Annotated in this window: 19 protein-coding genes; 6 read left to right on the top strand and 13 right to left on the bottom strand. The window is 70.8% G+C overall.

Features of this window, described 5'->3' with window-relative positions:
* Positions 1-36: 36 nt before the first annotated feature.
* Positions 37-609: an imm11 family protein gene (locus KGD87_RS26305; RefSeq protein ID WP_284663478.1), complete on the top strand. Its 573-nt coding sequence runs from the start codon at positions 37-39 to the stop codon at positions 607-609.
* Positions 610-618: 9 nt separating this feature from the next.
* Here the strand turns inward: KGD87_RS26305 and epsA are convergent, their stop codons facing one another.
* The 5 genes from epsA to KGD87_RS26280 form a co-directional block, all read right to left on the bottom strand.
* A complete protein-coding gene (gene epsA / locus KGD87_RS26300) occupies positions 619-1,434 on the bottom strand; it encodes an exopolysaccharide biosynthesis glycosyltransferase EpsA (protein WP_284663477.1) in 816 nt (271 codons plus the stop codon).
* On the bottom strand, positions 1,431-3,620 hold the full coding sequence (gene epsB, locus KGD87_RS26295) for a GH44 family glycoside hydrolase EpsB (protein WP_284663476.1): 2,190 nt from the start codon (positions 3,618-3,620) through the stop codon (positions 1,431-1,433). The genes epsA and epsB overlap by 4 nt, the downstream gene beginning before the upstream one ends.
* A 235-nt stretch (positions 3,621-3,855) precedes the next feature.
* Positions 3,856-4,413, bottom strand: coding sequence for a serine O-acetyltransferase EpsC (gene epsC / locus KGD87_RS26290; protein WP_284663475.1), 558 nt, complete (start codon positions 4,411-4,413; stop codon positions 3,856-3,858).
* Between the two features lie 9 nt (positions 4,414-4,422).
* A complete protein-coding gene (gene epsD, locus KGD87_RS26285; RefSeq protein ID WP_284663474.1) occupies positions 4,423-5,436 on the bottom strand; it encodes an exopolysaccharide biosynthesis glycosyltransferase EpsD in 1,014 nt (337 codons plus the stop codon).
* A complete protein-coding gene (locus tag KGD87_RS26280; protein ID WP_284663473.1) occupies positions 5,433-5,951 on the bottom strand; it encodes a hypothetical protein in 519 nt (172 codons plus the stop codon). The genes epsD and KGD87_RS26280 overlap by 4 nt, the downstream gene beginning before the upstream one ends.
* Before the next feature lie 260 nt (positions 5,952-6,211).
* Here KGD87_RS26280 and epsE point away from each other — a divergent pair, with 260 nt between their 5' ends.
* Positions 6,212-7,450 (top strand): exopolysaccharide biosynthesis GT4 family glycosyltransferase EpsE, encoded by a 1,239-nt coding sequence (gene epsE, locus KGD87_RS26275; protein ID WP_284663472.1) that lies wholly within the window; start codon positions 6,212-6,214, stop codon positions 7,448-7,450.
* Between the two features lie 249 nt (positions 7,451-7,699).
* The gene (gene epsF, locus KGD87_RS26270) at positions 7,700-9,265 is read left to right on the top strand and encodes a response regulator EpsF (protein WP_284663471.1); all 1,566 of its coding nucleotides are present in this window, start codon (positions 7,700-7,702) and stop codon (positions 9,263-9,265) included.
* A gap of 16 nt (positions 9,266-9,281) precedes the next feature.
* Here the strand turns inward: epsF and wzy are convergent, their stop codons facing one another.
* A complete protein-coding gene (gene wzy / locus KGD87_RS26265; protein ID WP_284663470.1) occupies positions 9,282-10,868 on the bottom strand; it encodes an exopolysaccharide repeat unit polymerase in 1,587 nt (528 codons plus the stop codon).
* A gap of 57 nt (positions 10,869-10,925) precedes the next feature.
* Here wzy and epsH point away from each other — a divergent pair, with 57 nt between their 5' ends.
* The 3 genes from epsH to KGD87_RS26250 all read left to right on the top strand — a co-directional run bounded on the left by epsH (position 10,926) and on the right by KGD87_RS26250 (position 13,686).
* On the top strand, positions 10,926-12,233 hold the full coding sequence (epsH, locus tag KGD87_RS26260; RefSeq protein WP_284663468.1) for an exopolysaccharide biosynthesis glycosyltransferase EpsH: 1,308 nt from the start codon (positions 10,926-10,928) through the stop codon (positions 12,231-12,233).
* Positions 12,234-12,328: 95 nt separating this feature from the next.
* Positions 12,329-13,378 (top strand): esterase/lipase family protein, encoded by a 1,050-nt coding sequence (locus KGD87_RS26255; protein WP_284663466.1) that lies wholly within the window; start codon positions 12,329-12,331, stop codon positions 13,376-13,378.
* Complete coding sequence (locus KGD87_RS26250) at positions 13,375-13,686, top strand: hypothetical protein (RefSeq protein ID WP_284663465.1); 312 nt, start codon at positions 13,375-13,377, stop codon at positions 13,684-13,686. Before KGD87_RS26255 ends, KGD87_RS26250 begins: the two co-directional genes overlap by 4 nt.
* 123 nt (positions 13,687-13,809) lie before the next feature.
* Here KGD87_RS26250 and epsU read toward each other — a convergent pair whose 3' ends face one another.
* From epsU to wzx, 7 genes are read right to left on the bottom strand one after another with little or no spacing between them, the layout of a single operon-like run.
* Entirely contained in the window at positions 13,810-15,045 is a 1,236-nt protein-coding gene (gene epsU / locus KGD87_RS26245) for an exopolysaccharide biosynthesis GT2 family glycosyltransferase EpsU (protein WP_284663463.1), read from the bottom strand.
* Between the two features lie 15 nt (positions 15,046-15,060).
* A complete protein-coding gene (gene epsV / locus KGD87_RS26240) occupies positions 15,061-16,584 on the bottom strand; it encodes a PCP family exopolysaccharide biosynthesis protein EpsV (protein ID WP_284663461.1) in 1,524 nt (507 codons plus the stop codon).
* Complete coding sequence (gene epsW, locus KGD87_RS26235; RefSeq protein WP_284663459.1) at positions 16,581-16,985, bottom strand: exopolysaccharide biosynthesis response regulator EpsW; 405 nt, start codon at positions 16,983-16,985, stop codon at positions 16,581-16,583. The genes epsV and epsW overlap by 4 nt, the downstream gene beginning before the upstream one ends.
* A gap of 26 nt (positions 16,986-17,011) precedes the next feature.
* Positions 17,012-17,188, bottom strand: coding sequence for a hypothetical protein (locus KGD87_RS26230; protein ID WP_284663457.1), 177 nt, complete (start codon positions 17,186-17,188; stop codon positions 17,012-17,014).
* 11 nt (positions 17,189-17,199) lie between these two features.
* Entirely contained in the window at positions 17,200-18,450 is a 1,251-nt protein-coding gene (epsX, locus tag KGD87_RS26225) for an exopolysaccharide export protein EpsX (RefSeq protein ID WP_284663455.1), read from the bottom strand.
* Between the two features lie 3 nt (positions 18,451-18,453).
* Positions 18,454-19,095, bottom strand: a complete 642-nt coding sequence (epsY, locus tag KGD87_RS26220) for an exopolysaccharide export protein EpsY (RefSeq protein ID WP_284663454.1) — start codon at positions 19,093-19,095, stop codon at positions 18,454-18,456.
* 17 nt (positions 19,096-19,112) lie between these two features.
* Positions 19,113-20,648 (bottom strand): exopolysaccharide biosynthesis flippase, encoded by a 1,536-nt coding sequence (gene wzx / locus KGD87_RS26215; RefSeq protein ID WP_284663452.1) that lies wholly within the window; start codon positions 20,646-20,648, stop codon positions 19,113-19,115.
* Between the last annotated feature and the right edge of the window lie 109 nt (positions 20,649-20,757).

The raw sequence follows: 20,757 nt of genomic DNA, 5'->3' as shown, positions 1-20,757 counted from the left end.
CTCCTGACCCGGGGGAAATGAGGCAGAACGTTCACCATGCCGAGCCGCTACTTCAAGCTGACCGAGGACAGGCACGCGGGAAATTGGGACCTGGGTGACCCCTTGGACGAGCAGGGGCACGAGGTGGAGGACCCGTGGGTGTACGCCGCCGGTCAACCCATCCACAGCCCCAGCGGTCGTCTGACCATCCCCGTCGACGCGCCTGGAAAGCGGTTGGACTTCTGCACGGCGGGCGTTGGCGTGACGCCCGTGGTGCACGTCAAGGTGGCCTCGCTCTTCGCGGAACTGGCCCCAAATGACGTGCAGCTCATCGCCGTGGACCTTCCGGGACAACCGGACTCGTACCTCATCCTCGTCGCCACCCAGCTCATTCGCTGTATCGACGACCATGCAACCCGGGAGGTGCTGTACTGGAAGCCCGAGGACGAAAGGCCAGAGAAGCTCGGCCTGTATCGCTCCGTGGCGGGCCTGCGCATCGACCCCTCGAAGGTGGGCGGCGCCAAGGTGTTCCGCACCTGGGGCTGGCCCATCGCCCTCATCGTCTCCGAGGACCTCAAGGTCGCCCTGGAGCGGTCCGGTGCCACGGGGATGAAGTTCACCCCCGTGTGACGTGCGCGGCTACTCCGGCTTCTTCGTCCCCGTCCGCTCCCAGAACTCGCGCAGCAGAATCGTGGCGAAGCGGGAGTCATTCAGGATGTACCGCCGCCACAGGCGCTTGGGCTCGTTGACCAGGCGGTACAACCACTCGAAGCCCGCGCGCGAAATCCACACGGGCGCGCGCTTCGCCGTCCCGGCGATGAAGTCCAGCCCCGCGCCAATGCCAATCGCCGTCGTGGGGCCCAGCTTGGACGTCACCTGCGAAATCCACACCTCCTGCTTCGGGCTGCCCAGCGCCACCAGCAGCAGGTGCGGGTCCTTCTCGCGAATCCTCGCGACAATCGGGTCGTTCTGCGCGTCACCGCCGTCCACGCGCACCATGGGCGAATCCCAGCCCACCACCTCCACGCCGTACTGCTCGCCGACGATGCGGCCCACCTTCTCCGCCACGCCGGGGCCCGCGCCCAGCAGGTACACGCGCCACTTGCGCTCCGCCCCCAGCTTCATCAGCGGGAGGATGAGGTCCGAGCCGGCGATGCGCTCGGGCAGCGGCACGTCCATGGCGCGCGAGGCCCAGACGATGGGCATCCCATCCACCACCGAAATCGCGGCGCGCGAGTACGCCTCGCGGAACTGCGGGTGGTCCTCGGCCAGCACCACGTGGTCCACGTTGGCGGTGAACACGTAGCCACCCTGGCGCGAGTCCACCAGCCGGCCAATCTCCGTCACCGCCTCCTCGAAGGTGAGCTGGTCGATGGCGAGCTGGCCGATGTTCAGGCGCGCACGGCCAGTGGTGAACGGGGTCTGCGGGGACACGGGAGTCGCGGCGGAGCTCATGGCTTCTTCACCGTCAGGTCGAGCACGGTCATGGAATAGGGCGGCAGCCGCTGTGTCAGGGAGCCCGCGGCCTTCGCACCGGGAGTCTGCTCGGTGAACCCCCCAGGTGCGCCCGAGTAGCCCAGCACGCGCACGCTGTCGAGTGTCCCGCAGCCCTTGAGTTGAATCTGCGCCTGGGCGGCCTGGTCCGGGTCGAAGTTGAGCACCACCGCCACCAGCTTGCCGGCCGCCTCATCGCGCGAGGCGAACACGCTGGTGCCCTCGGCGGCCTTCGCGGGCACCCACCAGTCCTGGAAGCGGCTGCCCTTGCCGTCGAAGTTCCGGAACGCGCGGAACGCCCAGAACACCGGCGAGCCCTCGGTGGGGTACTGCCAGAAGTAGGCGGAGTAGATGTTCTCCTGCGCGAAGCGGCCCAGCGCCTCGGCCTGGGCCAGGCCGCCGCTCATGTGCCGGAAGGCGCCGAAGTTGTACTCACCAATGGAGACGCGCAGGCCCGGGTAGTTGTCCGCAATCCATTCCTTCATGCGCGGGATGAGGCGCACGGGCTCGCCAATCCAGGACTCGTCCTTGTACGTGGGGTCCCACAGCCCGCGCGTGGAGCGGATGCGGCGCGCGTTGGTGGCCGGGTCCGTGTTGCCCTCCAGGCCGACGCCCACGTTCGTCTGGGGATAGAAGTGCAGGTCCACGATGTCGAGCAGCCGCACGCCCGTCTTCTTCTCGTGCTCGCGCAGCTGCCGCAGGTACCAGGGCAGCAGGGGGACGTTGCCGTGCGCGCGCCGGTCGGAGTGCGGCATCTTCCCCGGCGTGAAGTCCGCCGCGGACCACAGGTAGTTCGTCCAGCCCCACTCGGCCGGGCCCGCGATGAGGCCCTCCGGGTCTTCCTTCCGCACCACCGTGGCGTAGGCAATCGTGCGCTCCAGCAGCCCGTCATACGACAGGGGCTCCGGGTGCACGTCGCGGTGCGTGGAGTTCCAGAGCATGGGCTCGTTGTCCAGGATGTACATCTGGACGCTGCGCTGGCCCCGCGCCTGGTCCTTCTTCCGGATGGCGCGGATCCACTCGGCGACGAACTCCGGGGGCGCCTCGGTGCTGGTGAGCGTCGGCGCGCCGGGCTTCAGTGGCGTGCCATCCCGGGCCAGGCCGTTGCCCGCGCCGTTGTCCTCCTGCTGCTGCGGGCCGAAGCGCGTCACCGGGAAGCCCACGGACTTCGTGTCCTTGGCCACCCAGCCCAGGATGGGCACCGTCAGCGCGGACGTCATGCCGTGCTTCCGGTTGGACTCCAGGAAGTCGTCGTAGCTCAGGCCGATGTCGACGTTCTGGTAGAACCAGTCGTTCGCGGTGTTCCACGCGCCGCCCAGCTTCCAGTTGTAGCGGGACGTGGGGTTGCCGCCCCAGCGGCGCGTGGTGGCGCCGACCTCGTACTGGTGCGTGTCGCGCTTCTCCGTCAACCCGTCGAAGGCGATGCCGTAGATGAGCGGGCTGATGCGGTGGCTCGGCGCGGTGCAGTCGATGGTCATCGGCGCCTCGCGGCCGCTACCCTGGCCCGTGCGTCCGCCCCCCGCGGCCAGCGCGGCGGCCAGCTCGGGCGGCAGCGGCACCAGCGCCACCTTGTCGAACAGCACCCACTCCCGGCCCACGCTCTTGGACGCGCGCAGCACTACGCGGTCGAAGGGCTGGCCGCTGGGGTTGAGCTGCTCCATGGGGATGACGATTTCAGACCACGCGCCGTCCTTGCGGACCTGGAGCTCGGGGATGATGGGGACGCGCGGGAAGCTGGCGGCGCCCGGGGCGTCCAGGCGGACCTCCAGGAACTCGCCGAAGGACTCCGGCGCGCTGAAGCGGAACGACAGCGCGCCGAAGGTGCCCTCCAGCTTGGGCCGGTAGAGAATCCACCCGGCGTAGTTGAACAGGCGCATGCGCGCTGGCGCGCCCTTGGGCAGCTCGCGCTGCGCCCAGCCGAGGTCCTTCCAGTCGGGGGACAGGCCGCCGTCGTACAGCATCACCGGCGCGGTCTTCTCGGTGTCGGTCGCGCCCGTGCCCGCCGCGTCGCTCGTGCCCGCCGCCGCCGCGGCGGCGCTGCTCGCTCCTGGCGCGTCCGCACCGACGGCCCGCGCCACCGTCACGGTGCCACCGGCCAGCAGCGCACCCGAAAGGACAGCGACGCCAGCCTTCGTCCGTGAACGCATCACTCCGTCCTTCCTGAAGCCGCTGCCGTCACCGCGCCAGCGCGCGACTCCATCCGCGAACGCTTCACACCATCCTCCATGGGCGCGTTGGCGCCACCGCACGAGTTCGTCCGCGAACGCATCACACCCTCCTCCACGAGCCGCCCGCCTCGCCTCGTCGCGCCACCGCGTGACTTCGTCCGCGAACGCCTCACTGCGACTCGAAGGACGCGCTGCCGTCACCGCGCCCGTGGCGCTAGAGCGCGACTTCGTCCGAGTCCTTGCGCGGGAAGATGCGGGCGGGGATGCCCACTGCCACGCTGTCCGGCGGCACGTCCTGGAGCACCACCGCGTTGGCGCCGATGCGCGAGCGCGCGCCGATGCGCACCGGCCCCAGGATGCGGGCCCCCGCGCCAATCCAGACGTCATCCTCGATGACGGGATAGCCGTTGTCCTTCGCGGTGCCCACGGTGTTGTTCCCGTAGAAGCGCACGCGGTCGCCAACGCGCGCGTCGCCGCCGATGACGACGCCCAGGCTGTGCACGAAGTACACGCCCTTGCCGAGCGTGACGTCCTTCCCAATCTCAATCCCCATCACCGCCGTCTGCGCCACGCGCAGGACGTGGTTCAGCAGGGGGATGTGGTAGGCCAGCGCGGCCTCGCGGGCGCGGTTGAGCGCGGTGATGCGGTACGAGTCACTGGTCAGCACCACCTTGGCAATGGACTTCGCGTCCGAGCTGCCATTGGCGGCCTTCGCCAGCTCCAGCGCATCCGTGACGAGCGAGCCAATCATCGATTCCCTGGCCTTCCGCATGGTGTGTGACTACTCCCCCCGGCCTTGCAGGTAGCGAGCGACCTCGCGGGCGATGCCCGCCCAGCCGCCGGCCTCGCCGCGCGCGCCGCGCAGATACTCCATCCCGTACACCACGGAGGTGCCAGCGAAGGCGGCCTTCTCCAGGCCCAGCTTGTCCGCGGCGTTGGCGGCGTGCATCACCGCGCGCGTCAGCACGCGCGACGCGTCCGGCGCCACCAGCGTGGCCGCCAGCAGCGGGCGGGTGAGGGGGTTGGTCTGGAACAGCAGCCGCCACGGATTGACGTCGCGCACGTCCGGGTGCTTCCGGGCCACCTGCGTGTCGAACATGCCGTAGCGGTGCGCGCGCTTCAGCCAGCGCTCGAAGGACACGTGGTCGCTGCCGTGCAGCACATGCGCGTCACGCGCGAAGACGAAGGCGCAGCCGGCTTTCTCCAGCCGCACGCCCAGCTCCACGTCCTCCGACTGGCCCAACGACTTGTCGAAGCCGCCCACGCCCACGTAGTCCGCGCGGGGGAAGGACACGTTGCCGGTGAACAGGTGGACGCCGCGGGCCCGGGCGCCGGGGGTGGAGAGCTCCTCCGCCATGCGGTTGTTGAGGTACGCGTACCAGCGCTCGAACAACGGCATGTCGCCAATGGAGGGGTCCGGCCGGATGCGACCCAGCACCACGGTGCGCGAGCCCTCCGGATGGTGCGCCAGGTGCCGCTCCAGGAAGTCCGGGGCCACCTGCATGTCGTCATCCGTGACGAGCACCACGTCGCCCCGGGCGGCCATGACGCCCCGGTGCCGGGCGGCGGCGGCGCCCGCGTTCTGCTGCACCTCCACGCGCAGGGTGTAGGGCAGGGCCAGGGCTTGCAGCGGCTCGCGGGTGGGTTCCTGGGAGCCGTCGTCCACCACCACGACTTCGAACTGCTCGGGCGGCAGCGTCTGCCCGGCCAGCTGCCACAGCAGCCGGGTGATGAGGGGCAGCCGGTTGTACGTGGCGATGACGACGCTGAGCCGGGGCGCGGAGGTGGAGCTCATGCCTTCTTCTTCTGGGAAGACGCCCGGCGCTGCTTCTTCGTCAGCCGGGGAAAGGTGACGCTGCCGAGGAAGCGCTCGCGGCCCACGAACTCCAGCGTCTTGTTGGCGGCGCCGAAGTCCGTCTCGCCCAGGGTGACGCAGAGGAGGCAGCCGTCCGCGGCCAGCGCCAGGGGCAGGCTGGCCGGACGGGTCATCAGCGAGTCGATGACGGCCACGACACGCTCACCCCGGGACACGCGCTCGCGCAGCTCCTGCACCTTCTGCGCGGCGGCCGTGGGCGACAGGCCGGTGGCGTCCTCCAGGTGGATTTTCTGCGTGTAGGCGTAGGGCGCGCCCGCCTCCAGCACGGCCGTGGCGGCCTCGAGCCCCGGGGCGCCCGGGTGGGCAGGCACCACCGTGAGGAAGGTCCACGCGTGGCGCTCCAGGGCGAACCACAGCCGTTGCAGCGCCGGGGACGGAATGGCGCTGTCGGTCGAGGTGGCGTCGGCGGGAGGTGCGCTGGAATCGGCGGCCATGGGGAGGGGCTCGGTATAGCGCAACGCGTGGCGGCGGCCCAACGGCCTCTCCGGGCAGTCCGGGGCGCGGTGGCCCGCCTGGCTGCCAGGGTGCGTCGCCGTGACAGACGGAGGTCACGGCCTCCCGTGCCGGGCGTCGCGTGGCGCGCGCCTCGGGCGACCCGGCGGGGCCCGCGAAGCCCCTCCCACCGCGCGGGAAGGCCGCGTGACAGGCTGGGTACACCCCCACCCACGCCGTGTCGGGGGCGGGCAGGCGTGTTATGCCATCCGCTGTGCAGAAGATTGGCTATTTGATTCCCGAGTTCCCCGGACAGACGCACATCTTCTTCTGGCGCGAGCTGCAGGCGTTGCCGGGGAAGGGCGTGACGCCGGAGCTGGTGTCCACGCGCCCGCCTCCCGCGCGCATCATCTCGCACAGCTGGGCGCGCGAGGCCATGTCGCGCACGGAGTACCTGGCGCCGCCGGGGCCCCTGGGGGTCGCCAAAGCCGCCGCGGAGGTGGCCCGCGCCATGCCCACGGGCTGGGCCCGGTGCCTGGCCTCCATCGCCCGGGCGGAGGGGCTGGACGCGAAGGGCCGCGCGCAGCTGCTGGCCTTCGCCGTCATGGGCGGCCGGCTGGCGTCGCTGGCGCGGGAGCGCGGCTGGACGCACGTCCACGTCCATTCGTGCGCCAACGCCGCGCACGTGGCGCTCTTTGCGCACCTCCTGTCGGGGCTGCCCTACAGCCTGACGCTGCACGGGCCGCTGGACGACTACGGCCCCAACCAGCGCGAGAAGTGGCGCCACGCGCGGTTCGCCTTCGTGATTACGAAGAAGCTGCTCCAGGAAGTGAATGACGCGCTGGCAGGCGCCCTGCCGTCGCGCATCGAGCTGGCGCCCATGGGCGTGGAGCTGGGCAAGTTCAACCGCTCCGTGCCCTACGCGGCGTGGACGGGTGAAGGCCCGCTGCGCATCTTCTCCTGCGGACGCCTCAACCCCTGCAAGGGCCACGCGGACCTCATCGACGCGGTGGGCATGTTGCGCGCGAAGGGGCTGGACGCGCGGCTGTCCATCGCGGGCGAGGACGAGGCCGGAGGCACCACGTACCGCAAGGTGCTGGAGGCTCGAATCCAGGAGGCGGGCCTGGGCGACGCGGTGACGCTGCTGGGCGCGGTGAGCGAGGACACGGTGCGCGGTGAAATCGAGCGCGCGCACCTCTTCGCGCTGGCCAGCCTCCAGGAGCCGCTGGGCGTGGCCATCATGGAGGCCATGGCCATGCGCGTGCCCGTGGTGGTGACGGGCGCGGGCGGCGTGCCGGAGTTGGTGGATGACGGCGTGGATGGAATCCTCGTGCCTCCACAGCAGCCCCGCGTCCTGGCGGACAAGCTGGAGGCCGTGGCGCGCGACGCCCAGGAGGCCCACCGGCTGGGAGAGGCGGGCCGCCGCAAGGTGGAGACGACGTTCAGCAGCGAGCGCAGCGCGGACATGCTCGCGCGGATGCTCCAGCGGGCGGTGGTGTAGCGGGCCACACGGCAGGGCCTCCCGCCCGCGCGGGGAGGTGTTGTCGGGCCGTCACTGGCCCGGTGCGGGCCTTGGGGCGGACTGGTGGGCGCCCCGGGACGGCACCATGATGGGGGCGTCCTGACCGGGGGCCGCTGAGGCCGCCCGCCTGCCAGAGCCCCGCGGCACGGCCGCCCGGATCCGTTGCCAAATCGCCGGAGGCGCATTACCGCCAGGGGTCATGCACGAAGGGAGGCGTCGCGGGTGACCATGCCCGAGCAACCCACGTTCCATGCGCCCACCCGGCTGGAGCCGCTCGCCACGAGTGTCCTGCTGGTGGACGACAACGCGGCCAACCTGCTCGTGCTGGAGGCCGTCCTGGAGCCGCTGGGCCAGCGGCTGGTGAGGGCGTGCTCCGGTCCCGAGGCCCTGCGGTGGCTGCTGCGGGAGGAGTTCGCCGTCATCCTGCTGGACGTGCAGATGCCCGGCGTGGACGGCTTCGAGACGGCCCGCCTCATCCGCCAGCGCCAGCGCACCCGCTACACGCCCATCCTCTTCCTCACCGCGCACAGCCGCGACGAGGCGCACCTGATGCACGGCTACACGGTGGGCGCGGCGGACTACGTGGTGAAGCCCTTCCACCCGGACGTGCTGCGCTGGAAGGTGGAGGCCTTCGTCGGGCTGTACCTCCATCAGCAGCGGCTCCAGCGGCACGAGTCCGCGCTGTGGGAGCACGAGCGCCGGATGCTGGAGCAGCAGGGCGAGCTGCGCTTCCGCCGGCTGGTGGACACCATGCCCCAGTTCGTCTGGGAGCTGCTGCTGGACGGCACCATCGGCTACGCCAACCGGGGCTGGCTGGACTACGCGGGGCTGTCGCCGGAGCAGGGGCGGAAGTGGAAGGACACGCTGTCCCGCCTGCACCCGGAGGACATCCCCAGCCTTCGGAGCGCCTGGCAGGTGGCGCAGTGCGCGGGCGCCTCGCTGGAGCACGAGTGCCGGCTGCGGGGGGCGGATGGCGCGTACCGCTGGTTCCTGACGCGCACGATTCCCGAGCGCGATGAGCAGGGCCAGCTCGCCGGCTGGGTCTCCACGGCGACGGACATCGACGACGCGCGCCGCGCGGTGGAGACGCTGCGGGCGGTCAGTGAAGCGAAGGACATGTTCCTCACCATGGCGGCGCACGAGCTGCGAACGCCGCTGCAGGCCGCGCGGGGGTATGCGCACCTGGCCTCGTTGAAGGCGGGCGACACGCTGGCGCCGGGCGTGGACAAGGCGCTGCAAGGCGTCCACCGCAGCGTGAATCGCATGGCGAAGCTGGTGGAGAACCTGCTCGACGTGAGGCGCATCCAGCGGGGCGAGCTGCACCTGGAGCCGAAGGCGCTGGACGTGGGCGCGCTGCTGCGCGACGTGGCCGGGCACTTCGAGCCGCTGCCCGAAGGCCAGCACATCGAGCTGGACGCCCCCGAAGGACTGGTGGTGCCCGGAGACCGCGAGCGGCTGGACCAGGTGTTCACCAACCTGGTGTCGAACGCGCTGCGCTACTCACCGGAGGGCGGGCGCATCCGGCTCGCCGCCCGCGAGGAGGCGGGGCGCGTCCACGTGGAGGTGGTGGACCACGGGCTGGGCATCCCCGGCGAGAAGCTGGAGGACATCTTCGAGCGCTTCAACCGCGCGCACGGGATTGCCTACGGCGGCCTGGGCCTGGGCCTGTCGATTGCGCGCGGCATCGTCGAATGCCACGGCGGGCGCATCTGGGCGGAGTCCCCTGGTGGCGAGGGCGCGGGCAGCACCTTCCACGTCGTGCTGCCAGTGGCGCCAGACGCGCGGACCCCATGACGCCGCGGCGCCGGGCTCAGGACTGGCGCGCAGCGGGGGCCTTGGCGTCGTCTTCGTTGGGGTAGGTGATGGCGCCCGGCGGGGGCGCGGGCGCGGCGGGGGCGGGGCCCAGCAGCCGGCTGTGCGGCATGGGCCACGCGCCGGTGTGCACGGCGAGCTTCCCCGTCATGGCCACGGCCAGCGATATCTGGAACGTGCAGATGTACGAGATGATGCCCATGTCCCCGAACACCTGGTTGATGTACGTGGCCACCAGCCCGACGATGATGAGCGCGGCGGCGCGGTACTCCGACTCCGTGGCGCGGTGGTACGAGCGCACCACCAGGTAGACGGTGACGGCCAGGTACAGCCACACGCCCGTGTAGCCCAGCATCCCTCCGAACGCGAACAGCCCCAGCAGCGAGTTGTGCGGGTGGAAGCGGTACTGGGGGAAGACGAAGGCGATGTCCGGCAGGGGGATGGGCTCCAGGAACTCGTGCCCGTAGCCGGTGCCCAGGATGGGGAACTGGGCCCACGTGGCGATCATGTCCAGGTTCTCGATGTCGCGGTAGTCCAGGTTGCCTTCGCCGCCCTGGCCTTCAATCAGCGAGCGGATGGTCTGCACGGGCGCGAAGACGGACGAGCCGGAGCTCCACCCCGCCGCGATGTACACGACGACGAAGGGCGCGAAGAAGGGCAGCGTCCGCACCAGGAACCGCTTCAGCGGCGTCCACGGGTTGATGAGGAAGGCCGCCAGCAGGCAGCCGGCGAAGCTGACGTAGGCCAGGCGCCGGTCATTGAAAATCATGCCAATGCCAATGAAGGCGATGATGGCCAGGCCGCGCAGCATGTGCGCGGACTTGGGCTTCTCGATGAAGCGCATTGACGCCACCAGCAGGGCGAAGACGAACGTCATCGAGTCCGAATGGGACGTGGTGTACTCCACCTCCACGCCCAGCTCGTGCACCACCACCATGGCGAAGTAGGTGCTCACCGCGGACTTGGTGATGCCGGCCAGGATGATGGTCTTCGCGAAGGCGGGCCAGTCCTCCGGGCCCCGCATGGCGTAGTGATACATCGCGACGATGAAGGGCATCATCGCGGCCTGGTGCCATTGCCACAGCGAGTTCTTGATGTCCCCGCCCCGGGCGATGCCGCGCACCTCCATCCAGAGGATGGCGACCAGGGACAGCGCCACCACGGCGATGAGCGGCCGGGGCATGGGCAGCGGCACCGGGTCGATGGTGGACTTCGTCACCCGCCGGTACATCGCCAACCCCATCAACCCGAGGATGAGCACGTCCACCAGCGGGAAGCGCAGCGCCCCGATTTTGGTGATGTAGCTGAGCTGCGCGAACAGCAATTCGCCCAGCGGGTGGAGCGGTGAGGGCCACAGGCCCGACTGGGGCCGCTCTGGCACGTAGTCCACCGCGAGGACGAGCCAGGTCACCACCAGCACCGGGTACTTCACCGGCACCTTCAGGATGACCCACACCACCCCCAGGCACAGCACGGGGGCCAACGCGACCACGGGGTGGATGACGGCGCCGCCCACGGTGGCCAGCACCAGGATGGCGAGCAGCGCGCCGTAGCGCAGGTAGGGCGGCCGGTCGGGGGCGTACATCGAGAGCCGGAGGAGGCTACATCCGGAGCGCGGGTTGGGATAGATGGAGTGGCACGTATGCCTGCTCCCCGCCCACGCGTCCTCCTGATTGCCGAGCTGTGCAACCCTGACTGGGTGAGCGTCCCGCTCGAAGGCTGGTCGCTCTACCGGGCGCTGGCCGACGTGGCGGAGGTGCACCTGGTCACCCACGTCCGCAACCGGGAGAACATCCTCAAGCAGGGCGTGCAGGAGGGCTCGCAGTTCACCGCGCTGGACTCCTCGCCGGTGGAGAAGCCGCTCGACAAGGTGGGCGAGGTGCTGCGGGGGCGCACCGGGGTGGGCTGGACGACGGCCACCGCGCTGAGCGCGCTGCCCTACTACTACTTCGAGGAGGTGCTCTGGCACCGCTTCGGCCCGCGCATCGAAGCGGGTGAGTTCGACGTGGTGCACCGCTACACGCCCATCAGCCCCACCACGCCCAGCACGCTGGCGGCGCGGTGCAAGAAGGCGGGCGTGCCCTTCGTCATGGGGCCGCTCAACGGCGGCCTGCCCTGGCCCAAGGGCTTTGGCGGCGCGCGGCGGCGGGAGAAGGAGTGGCTGAGCTACATCCGTGACGTCTACAAGCTGATGCCCTTCTACAAGTCCACGCGGGAGAACGCGTCCGCCATCATCACCGGCTCGCGCGCCACGCGGGGGCAGGTGTCGGGGCAGTGGCAGGGCAAGACGGTGTACGTGCCGGAGAACGCCATCGACACCCGGCGCTTCGGCACGGCGAAGTCGGAGGGCCCGGTGGAGCTGCCCCTGCGCGTGGCCTTCGTGGGCCGCTTCGTGCCCTACAAGGGCATGGCCATGCTGATGGAGGCCGCCGCGCCGCTCATCCGCGAGGGCAAGGTGGTGCTGGAGTACATCGGTGACGGCCAGGAGATGGCCAACCTCCGGGCGCAGGCGGCGCGCGAGGGCATCGAGTCCGGCGTCACCTTCGCCGGCTGGGTGAAGCACCAGGAGCTCCAGGGCCGGCTGGCCCAGAATCACGTCTTCGGCTTCCCCAGCGTGCGCGAGTTCGGCGGCGCGGTGGTGTGCGAGGCCATGGCGCTGGGGCTGGTGCCCATCGTCATGGACTACGGCGGCCCGGGGGAAATCGTGAGCCCGGCCACCGGCTTCGCCATTCAGATGGGGACGCCGGAGGAGATTGTCCTGCGCGTGCGCGAGGTGCTGACGAAGCTGGCGGCGGACCCGTCCGTCATCCGCCCCATGGGCGAGCGCGCCCGGGAGCGCATCTTCAAGTACTTCACCTGGAAGGCGAAGGCGGAGCAGGTGCTGGAGGTGTACCGCTGGGTGAAGGGCGAGCGCGGTCAGCCGGACTGGGGCATGCCGCTGGCGGACTGAAGGCGCGGCCGTAGGCGGGGCGGGAGCCTCCCTGCGTCCAGGCCGTGATTCGACTTCCATGACGCAACAGGTCATGCTGCGCGTGGAGGTGTTGAATGACGACTTCGGAAGTACCTGAAGCCCCAGGCTCCGAGCCTGGGTTCCCGGTGGTCTCGGCCTCTCCAGTCGAAGCGGCGCTCCCCGCTCCGCCCAGGCCTCGCGTGGGCAAGGTGGACCTGGCGCTCGGCGTGCTCAACGGCGTGCTGGGCGACTACCTCCACCGCCAGAACAACGCGCTCGCCACGCCCATGGGCCTCTTCCACGAGGGCCGCCCCCTCCCCGTCGAGCGCGAGGCCGTGCGCGCCGCCCATCCCCACTCCACGGGGCGCGTGGCCCTCTGGGTCCACGGGCTCGCCGTCACCGAGGCCGTCTGGGCCTTCCCCTCCGAGCCCACCACTGACTACGGCTCCCTCCTGGAGCGCGACGCGGGCTTCACGCCGCTCTACCTCCGCTACAACACCGGCCTGCACATCTCCGACAATGGGGAGGCCCTCGCGCACCTCCTCGAGCGCCTCGTCGCCGAGTTCCCCGTCCCCATCACCGAGCTCGTCCTCGTCGGCTACAGCATGGGCGGCCTCGTCCTGCGCAGCGCCTGCCACATCGCCTCCGAGACGTGCCTGTCCTGGCTCTCCCTCGTGCGGCGCTCGTACTCCATCGGCGTGCCCCACTTCGGCAGTCCTCTGGAGCGCATGGGCACCGTCGTCGCCCAGGTGCTCCGCGCCGTGCCCAATCCCTACACGCGCCTGGTCGCCGATGTCGTCGACCTGCGCAGCAGCGGCGTGAAGGACCTGGGCGTCGCCCGGCTGCGCCGCCAGGACTGGGAAGACACCACGTCCCCCTGCACGCCCCTGCGACCTCCGCCGGGCATCGCCCACCACCTCATCGTCGGAGCGCTCGGCGAGCAGGGAAAGTGGCTGTCCGCGATGTTCGGCGACGGCGTCGTCCCCCTGGCGAGCGCTTCCGGACGCACCGGCCCTCGGGATACGAGCCCGCTGTTCCCCCCGGAAAACGTCAAGGTGGTCGCCGGTATCGACCACGTCTCCCTCGCCCACCACGCGGAGGTCTACGCGCGGCTGCGCGAGTCGCTCGCAGTGGAGGTCGCATGACTCGCCTACGGGGTTTGAAGGACCTGGTGCACGATGCCGTGGAGCAGGGCGCCACGGCGGTGGAGCGCATCCACCGCTCCACCGCCGCGAAGCCCTTCGAGGTGCTGCGGCTGATTCCCGTCCTCGAAGCCCCCGTGGGCACCCTGCAATCCCTCCACGACGCTGCCCTCGCCGGCACCTATGGAATGGTCCGCTGGGTCAATCGCGCCGTCGACGGGACGCTGGACGTGGCCCTGGACCGCTTCGAGCAACGCCAGCTCCTCGCGACCGACTCTCAGGGCCATCCCTCGAGCACGACCACTTCGTGACGGAGCTCGGTACCAGGGACGCGCGGAGGCGTTCGTGTCCCTGGGGCGCGCTTCGAGATACCCACCAGGGTTGACGTGAGCATGCGCCCGCGTGACAACGCCTGCGCGCAATCCAACGATGTGCTACCGGTCCTCCCCCTCACGCGACGTCCGCACCCACTCGCCGCGCTTCTCCGCGCCGGGGCCGCGCAGCATGAGCCACACCTTCCACACCACGTAGACAGGCGCCCAGGCCAGGTCCAGCAGGCCCCGAGCCCCCACGCCGGACACCCACCAGCCGCGCAGGACATACGCGCCCAGGCTCGCCACGCTGAAGCCCGCCACGCCCAGCGCCCACGGCATCGGCGCGCGGGTCCACCAGGCGCACGCCCCGGCCAGCACCGCGCAGCCCACCGCGGCCAGCACCAGCTGGCTCAGCGGCGGCACCAGCACGTCCATGGCGATGTCCAGCAGCGTCCCGTCCCGCTTCCGCAGGCCGTCCTTCAGCAGCGGCCACCCGTGCAGCTTGCGCATCTGCGCGCGCCCGCCCTCCCAGCGCTGACGCTGCGAGCGGCTCTGCTTCTCCGCGGACACCATCTCCCCCAGCACGTCTGCCTCCCAGACGTAGTGCACGCGGAAGCCGTGGCGGGCCAGGCGGATGCCGTACTCCAGGTCCTCCACCACGCTGAAGGCGTCATGCGGCACCTGGGCCAGCGCGTGGTGCGTGAAGCACATGCCGTTGCCGCGCAGGCCGCACGACACGCCCATCGCCTCGCGGCCCTGCGAGCGCACCTTGTGGAACATGCCCAGGGCGATGGTCATCAGCCGCGTGCGCCAGGACGCCGTGGGGTTCATCACCCCGTAGTGCGCCTGCATGGCGTGCGCCCCTTCAAGCCCGCCCTCCTTGCCCTCGATGCGCATGGCGAACGCCGTCAGCAGGTTGGGCGTCACCACCGTGTCCGCGTCCACCACCACCACCGCCTCGGCGAAGCCGTCCTGCTGGCTGAACTCGAAGGCGTGGGCCAGCGCGTAGCCCTTGCCCCGCTTCTCCGTGTCCTGCCGCTCCAGGACGAAGGCGCCCGCCTCACGGGCCTTCTGCGCCGTCGCGTCGGAGCAGTTGTCCGCCACGACGATGATGCGCCGCAGGTGCGCGGGGTAGTCCACCGCGGACAGGTTCGTCACCGTCCGGGCGATGCCCAGCTCCTCGTTGTGCGCGGGGATGATGATGTCGAACTTCCGCGGCCCGACGCGCGTCGCCGGCGGTGGGGGCCGGTAGGAGCGCAGCGTCAGGGTCAGCAGATAGCCACACGCCACCGCCACGGGAAGCTGCGCCACGCACAGCGCCACGTCCAGCCACGTCCACGATGTCACGACATGCACCCCCGAGCGCGCTGTTCAGCGCCGCTCCAGCTCCGCCAGCACGGGGAGCTTCAGAATCCGCTCGACCTGCCACTTCTCCAGGATGCGCCGGCGGATGATGTCCAGCGCCAGCGCCGCGAAGATGCCCATGCCGATGCCGCCCACCACGCCCGCGGCGACGATGAGCTGCACCTTCGGCTTGGACGGCCGCTCCGGGAAGGTGGGCGGCGACAGCACGCTGAAGCGGTGCTTCATGGACGCGCGGGAAATCTCCAGCTCCGTGCGCGCCTGGTCCAGCCGCCGCATCTTCTCCTGGTGCCGCATCACCAGCATGCGCACCCGGTCCGCCGCCACCGACACCTCCGGGTCATCCGACGTGGCCGGCCCGCCGAACGTCGCGCCGCCCAGGGCCGCCGTCGCCAGCCCGGACTCCAGCTCGCCCGGGTCGCCGCCGTTGCGCACGTACTCGTTGATGAGCTCCGTCATCTCCGAGCGCAGCGCAATCAACTGCGGCGAGTCCTCCTGGAGCGCGGAGATGCGCTGCTCCAGGTCGGTGATGATGGGGTGCTGCGGCGAATAGATGACGCGCTGCTCGGAGAGCTGGTTGCGCAGCTCCGTCAGCCGCCGCGAGCGGAAGTCCTCCACGTCGCCAATGGCCCGGCGCTTCGTCTGAATCATGAAGCGCATCTGCGCCAGCAGGTGGTCGGTGTTGATGCCCAGCGCGGCGTTGGCGGCGGCCGCGGGGCCTCCCCGGCGGCCCTGCTTCGCCTCTTCCTTCTTCCGCCGCGCCTCCACGCGCTTCACCGCCGCGTTGAGCTGGCCAATCGCCTGCTGGATGCCCTCGGCCTCGTCCACCACCTGCTTCTCCAGGATGGTGATGGCCTCCTGCACCGCGCCCATCTCCGCCGCCTGGCGCATGTCGAGGAAGTTCTGCTGCGCCTCCTGCACGATGTTGAGCGCCAGCTGCGGGTCGCTCCACTCCACGCCGATGGAGACGGTGCCCGTGCCGCCCTCCACGCCGACAATCATCGCCTGCTCCAGCATGGCGGTGAGCGCGTCGCGCTTGTCGTCGTCCGACATGGGCGCGGGCGGCTTGCGCAGCACCTTCTCCTTCAGCCGGTTCAGCGGCGAGCGCTGCAGCTCCCAGTACTCCACCAGCTTCGCCTTCGCGACGATGGACCGGAGGTTGTCGTGCTTCATCACCATCTCCCACGCGGCGCGCGTGGGCTGGTCCGCGTCCACGGGGATGGAGCGCCCGGGGTTGGCCAGCGAGGAGATGATGAAGTTGCGCTGCGTCAGCATCCGCGTCTCCACGCGGTACTTGCGCGGCATGATTTTGCTGACGCCCACCGCCATGGCGGACACCGCGCCCATCACCACGAGGGCGAGGAACCAGTGCCGCAGCACCGCGTTCTTCAAATAGAAGACCGCGTCAATGGCGAAGCCCCAGTCGATGAGGTCCGCGGGCGCGTTCGTCTCCGGGCGCTCCGGAGTGAACGCGGCCCGCGGCGGCACCAGCTGGGGGCGCGGCCCGGGAGCCCCGGGCGCGGGGTGCGTCACGGCTTCCTCCGGGCCCCGGTGCTCTTGAGGAGCGACTGCACCCGGCGGGTGAACTCCTCCTGGGTGAAGGGCTTGCCCAGGTAGCCGTCGGCGCCGGCCTCCTCGGCGTGCGCCTTGTCCTCCGGCAAGTCCCGGGCGCTCACCACCAGCACCGGCACGTCCGCCATCAGCGGCGTGCGGCGGATGTGCTCGCACAGGTCATACCCGGAGATGTCCGGCAGCGTCAGGTCCAGGCAGACGAGGTCGGGACGCGCGGCCGTCTCCAGGTGCTTGAGCGCGGCGCGGCCACTGGGCAGCTCCACGACTTCCTTGAACCCCATGTCCCGCAGGTAGTCGCCCAGCATCTTCCGGAAGAAGGGGGCGTCCTCCACCAGGAGGACCGTGTGCAGGTCGGACTCCATCCGTCGTCAACCTTTCTGAAACTCGCTCAGCCGAACCCGAGCCGTGGCACCCAGACGAGGACGCCATACGTGTATGCCGCGTTGAAGAGGACGAACCAGAGGATGGCCTTCTTCAGCCCCCGCACCGGATGCGGATCCCTCGCCGCCTTGGCGGGCAGCGCGATGGTGAGGATGAGGACGGACATCAAGATGAGCTTCGCCATGGCGCCAGCCCTCAGAGACTACCAGTTTGTCGCACGGACAGGCCCAGCGTTGCAGCCCAGGTCAGCCGGGCCGCCGGGAGCTCGGGCGAGCGGCTCCACGTCCCTCGGAGGTCGGTATCCACGGACACCCACCGTGTGAGAATCCAGGAGCCGGTGAAGCCGCCGGAGAGGATGCTGTCCCCGCTGCTTCCGCCCACGGCCGCGGCGCCGCCGCCAACGGCGGACACCCGCACGCGGGGCCCCAGCGCCCACGTCCCCGTCAGCGTCAGGTCCGCCCGGGGGTAGACGCGCGCCGTCAGCCGGTCCGTGAAGGGGACGACTCGCAGGTCCGCCCGGCCATTGAAGTCCGCGGTGCGCGAGGGAATCCGGTGGCTCACCCCGACATTCAGGTTGGGGAGCAGCTCCGTCCGGGGCGCGTCCAGCGGGCCGGGCTCGGGCTCGCCTTCGCCGGGGGGCACGGGGATGGAGCGCACCACGCTCACGCCCGCGCCGGCCTCCAGGGCGGTGCGTCTGTCCACCCGCTGACCCCAGGCCTCGCGCAGCGTGACGATGGTGTTGTTCGCCCCGGTGGAGAAGCGCGCGGCGTTGAACGCCACGGAGGTGGTGAGGGCGCTCAGCGGGGACAGCGCGTGGCTGAGGGACACGTCCGCGCGCGGGCCATACTGCAGGGGCACCGCCTCGCGGGCGGGCCCGTCCAGGCCGCCGCTGATGGAGAAGCCGCCGGAGCCGGTGAGGTTCCACCGCCGCCCCAGCCAGCCGGTGTCCGCCGTCAGCGTGGTGGCCGACGACAGGAAGTAGACGGTGTCCGCCTGGGGCAGGGGCTGGAGGGGACCGCCACCTCCGGGAGGCCGCAGCGGCCCGTCCGGGTCCACGCCCGGCGTCCCACCGGGCAGGGCGCCCAGGTCCGTGGTGAGGAGGTTGACGCTGCCCAGCACCAGTTCCTCCGACAGGCGCAGGGACAGGCCGCGCTCGGGGCGCCACAGGCCGGCCAGGCGGCCCATGTGCTGGACTTCCGTGCGCGCGCGGGCGGTGACTTCGCGCAGGCTGATGCGCGGGGCGTACTCCACCTGGAGCGCGGTGTTGCCGTCGCGCAGCTCCAGGCCCAGCAGCGGGGTGATGTCGGTGTCACCCGCGACGCTGGGGGCCTCGGGGGCGGGGTCCTCGTTGGAGCGCAGGCGCGAGTCGACGCGCGCGGCCGTGGCGTAGCTGACGGAGGCGGAGGACACCTCCAGCCACGCGACGGTGAGGACCGTCCCCAGCACGGGTTACTCCACCACCACCACGTCACCGGGGCGCAGGCGGAAGGTGGGCGCGCGTCCCTCGGCGTGGATGAGGTCGTCGTAGCGGAAGCGGATGCGCTCGGGCGCGGCGCCGTCTTCCTGGCGCATGACGAAGATGCGGTCCTTGTGGGCGTACTCGGTGAAGCCGCCCGCGCCGGCCAGGGCCTCCAGCACGCTGGCGCCCGGGTCGATTTCCAGCGGCCCGATGCGGTTGACCTCGCCCACCATGGTCACCTTGATGGGGCGCGCCATCTCCAGCGCCACGGTGACGACGGGGTGGTTGATGTAGTCCTTCAGCCGCGTCTGGATTTGCTGCGACAGCATGGCCGGCGTGTGGCCGGCGGCCTCCACGTCGTCCAGGAAGAGCAGGCTGATGCGGCCGTCCTCGCGCACGCGGGCCTGCGTGGTGAGCGACTCCTGGTTCCACACGCGGATGTTGAGCAAGTCGCCCGCGGCGATGCGATACGCCGAGTCCACCGGGGGCGGCTTCTCCTGGTAGTCATCCACCCAGGTGTACGTGCCCAGGCCCCGGCAGGCGGGCGCCAGCAGCAGCAGCGCGGCGCAGGCGGCGAACGAGCGCCAGGGGCGGCGCGGGGCGGAAGGCGGCTGGCGGTGCGGAGACGGCATGAGCAGCGGAACTCTCCTCAGGGGGTGGGCACGGCCTCGGGCGCGGGGTTTCCACGGCGGCGGGCGATGCGCACCACCTGGAGCACCTCGCCGGGGCGCACTGCGCCGGTGGCCAGCACCGCGACGAGGTACAGCGCGGCCTCCACGGTGATGCGCAGCCACGGGTTCAGGAAGGCCAGCAGCGTCTGGTCCAGCGCGACGATGGCCGCGCAGATGGCGGCCGTCTTGGCCATCATGGACAGCAGGCGCGCGTCGAAGGCCGCCTTGCCCATGCGGCCCAGCAGGCTGATGGTGACGCAGACTTCCATGAGCAGCATGGCCAGCGCCGTGCCCGCCGCGCCGCCGCCGTTGCCCAGCGCCGAAAGCATCAGCGGAACCAGCGCCAGGTTGAGGAGGGGAATCAGCACCACGCTGCCAATCACGCTGGTGATGGTCACCCACCACTCGCGGTTCGTCATGGTCAGCCACAGGCCCGCGTTCATCGTCACGAAGGCCAGCACGAACAGCGGCGACATCAGCCGCAGCGGCATGGCGGACTCGGAGAACGCGCCGCCCATCAGCCCCACCCACAGCGGGGCGCCCAGGACGATGAGCATCATCATGGGCACGGTGACGGCCAGCGTGCCCTCCAGCGAGCGGCGCGTCAGGTTCGTCAGCTCCGCCTCGGAGCGCTCGGCCGCGCGCGACGCCAGCGGCATCAGCACCCAGCCGAACACCGGGTTGAGGAAGAACGTCAGGCCCGCGATGTTCCACGCCGCGCCGTACCAGCCCACCTCTTCGTGGCTGGAGACCATGCCCAGAATCATCACGTCCAGGCGCCCGTTGGCCGCCAGCGCCGCGCCGGTGATGAAGAAGGGCAGGCTGGCCTTGAGCACCTTCAGCGTGGCCGGCACGTCCACCTTGAAGGTGAGGCCCATGTGCTCGCGGGCCAGGTACCAGCCCACGCCCAGCTTCACCGCCTCCGACGCCACCAGCGGCACCGCCAGCCACGGCAGCGGCAGGCCCGCCACGGCGACGGCCAGCAGGCCTCCGCCCCACACCAGCTTGGTGACGATGTTGGAGACGGACAGCCCCGCCACCTTGCCCTTGGCGTGCAGCAGCGCGGCCACGGAGGCGTTGATGATGATGAGCGACTGGGCCAGCGCGAAGGCGTAGACGAGCTGGCGCACCTCGGGCGGCTCGTCGAAGTGGGCCATCACCAGCGCCATGGCGCCCATCAGCACCGCGGTGAGGCCCAGCCGCAACAGCAGCGTGCTGCCGAAGAAGTCGCTGGCGTGCTCGGGCCGGCGCGACACCTCCTTGCGGATGTACATCTCCAGGCCCAGGTGGGTGGCGATGAAGAAGACGGCGGAGAAGCTGTCGGCGTAGTTGAAGCGCCCGAAGCGCTCCGGCCCCAGGTGGGCCGGCAGCAGGAAGCGCACGCCCATGGCGATGGCGTACGTGATGAGCAGCGAGCCGCCGAGCTGCAGCCCGTTGCGCACCGCGCCCATCGCCTCATGCGAGCGCTCGCGCTCGCCCGCGTCCTGCGAAATGGAAGGGCTGGGACTGTTCACGGTGGGAGCGTGCGGCCCCGGCGCCGGCCAGGACTGCCCGGGTGCATAGAAAACGAGCGGGGGCGGCACGTCAATGCCGCCCCCGCAAAGGTTGGGTCGCCTGAAGGCT

It is taken from the genome of Myxococcus sp. SDU36 (genome assembly GCF_030168875.1).
Classification (GTDB): Bacteria; Myxococcota; Myxococcia; order Myxococcales; family Myxococcaceae; genus Myxococcus; species Myxococcus vastator.
This window is presented reverse-complemented; position numbering and strand designations above follow the sequence as displayed.

Coding starts and splice junctions, on each gene's coding strand:
- KGD87_RS26305 (WP_284663478.1), top strand. CDS start 37: ATGCCGAGCCGCTACTTCAAGCTGACCGAGGACAGGCACGCGGGAAAT.
- epsA (WP_284663477.1), bottom strand. CDS start 1,434: ATGAGCTCCGCCGCGACTCCCGTGTCCCCGCAGACCCCGTTCACCACT.
- epsB (WP_284663476.1), bottom strand. CDS start 3,620: ATGCGTTCACGGACGAAGGCTGGCGTCGCTGTCCTTTCGGGTGCGCTG.
- epsC (WP_284663475.1), bottom strand. CDS start 4,413: ATGCGGAAGGCCAGGGAATCGATGATTGGCTCGCTCGTCACGGATGCG.
- epsD (WP_284663474.1), bottom strand. CDS start 5,436: ATGAGCTCCACCTCCGCGCCCCGGCTCAGCGTCGTCATCGCCACGTAC.
- KGD87_RS26280 (WP_284663473.1), bottom strand. CDS start 5,951: ATGGCCGCCGATTCCAGCGCACCTCCCGCCGACGCCACCTCGACCGAC.
- epsE (WP_284663472.1), top strand. CDS start 6,212: ATGCCATCCGCTGTGCAGAAGATTGGCTATTTGATTCCCGAGTTCCCC.
- epsF (WP_284663471.1), top strand. CDS start 7,700: ATGCCCGAGCAACCCACGTTCCATGCGCCCACCCGGCTGGAGCCGCTC.
- wzy (WP_284663470.1), bottom strand. CDS start 10,868: ATGTACGCCCCCGACCGGCCGCCCTACCTGCGCTACGGCGCGCTGCTC.
- epsH (WP_284663468.1), top strand. CDS start 10,926: ATGCCTGCTCCCCGCCCACGCGTCCTCCTGATTGCCGAGCTGTGCAAC.
- KGD87_RS26255 (WP_284663466.1), top strand. CDS start 12,329: ATGACGACTTCGGAAGTACCTGAAGCCCCAGGCTCCGAGCCTGGGTTC.
- KGD87_RS26250 (WP_284663465.1), top strand. CDS start 13,375: ATGACTCGCCTACGGGGTTTGAAGGACCTGGTGCACGATGCCGTGGAG.
- epsW (WP_284663459.1), bottom strand. CDS start 16,985: ATGGAGTCCGACCTGCACACGGTCCTCCTGGTGGAGGACGCCCCCTTC.
- KGD87_RS26230 (WP_284663457.1), bottom strand. CDS start 17,188: ATGGCGAAGCTCATCTTGATGTCCGTCCTCATCCTCACCATCGCGCTG.
- epsY (WP_284663454.1), bottom strand. CDS start 19,095: ATGCCGTCTCCGCACCGCCAGCCGCCTTCCGCCCCGCGCCGCCCCTGG.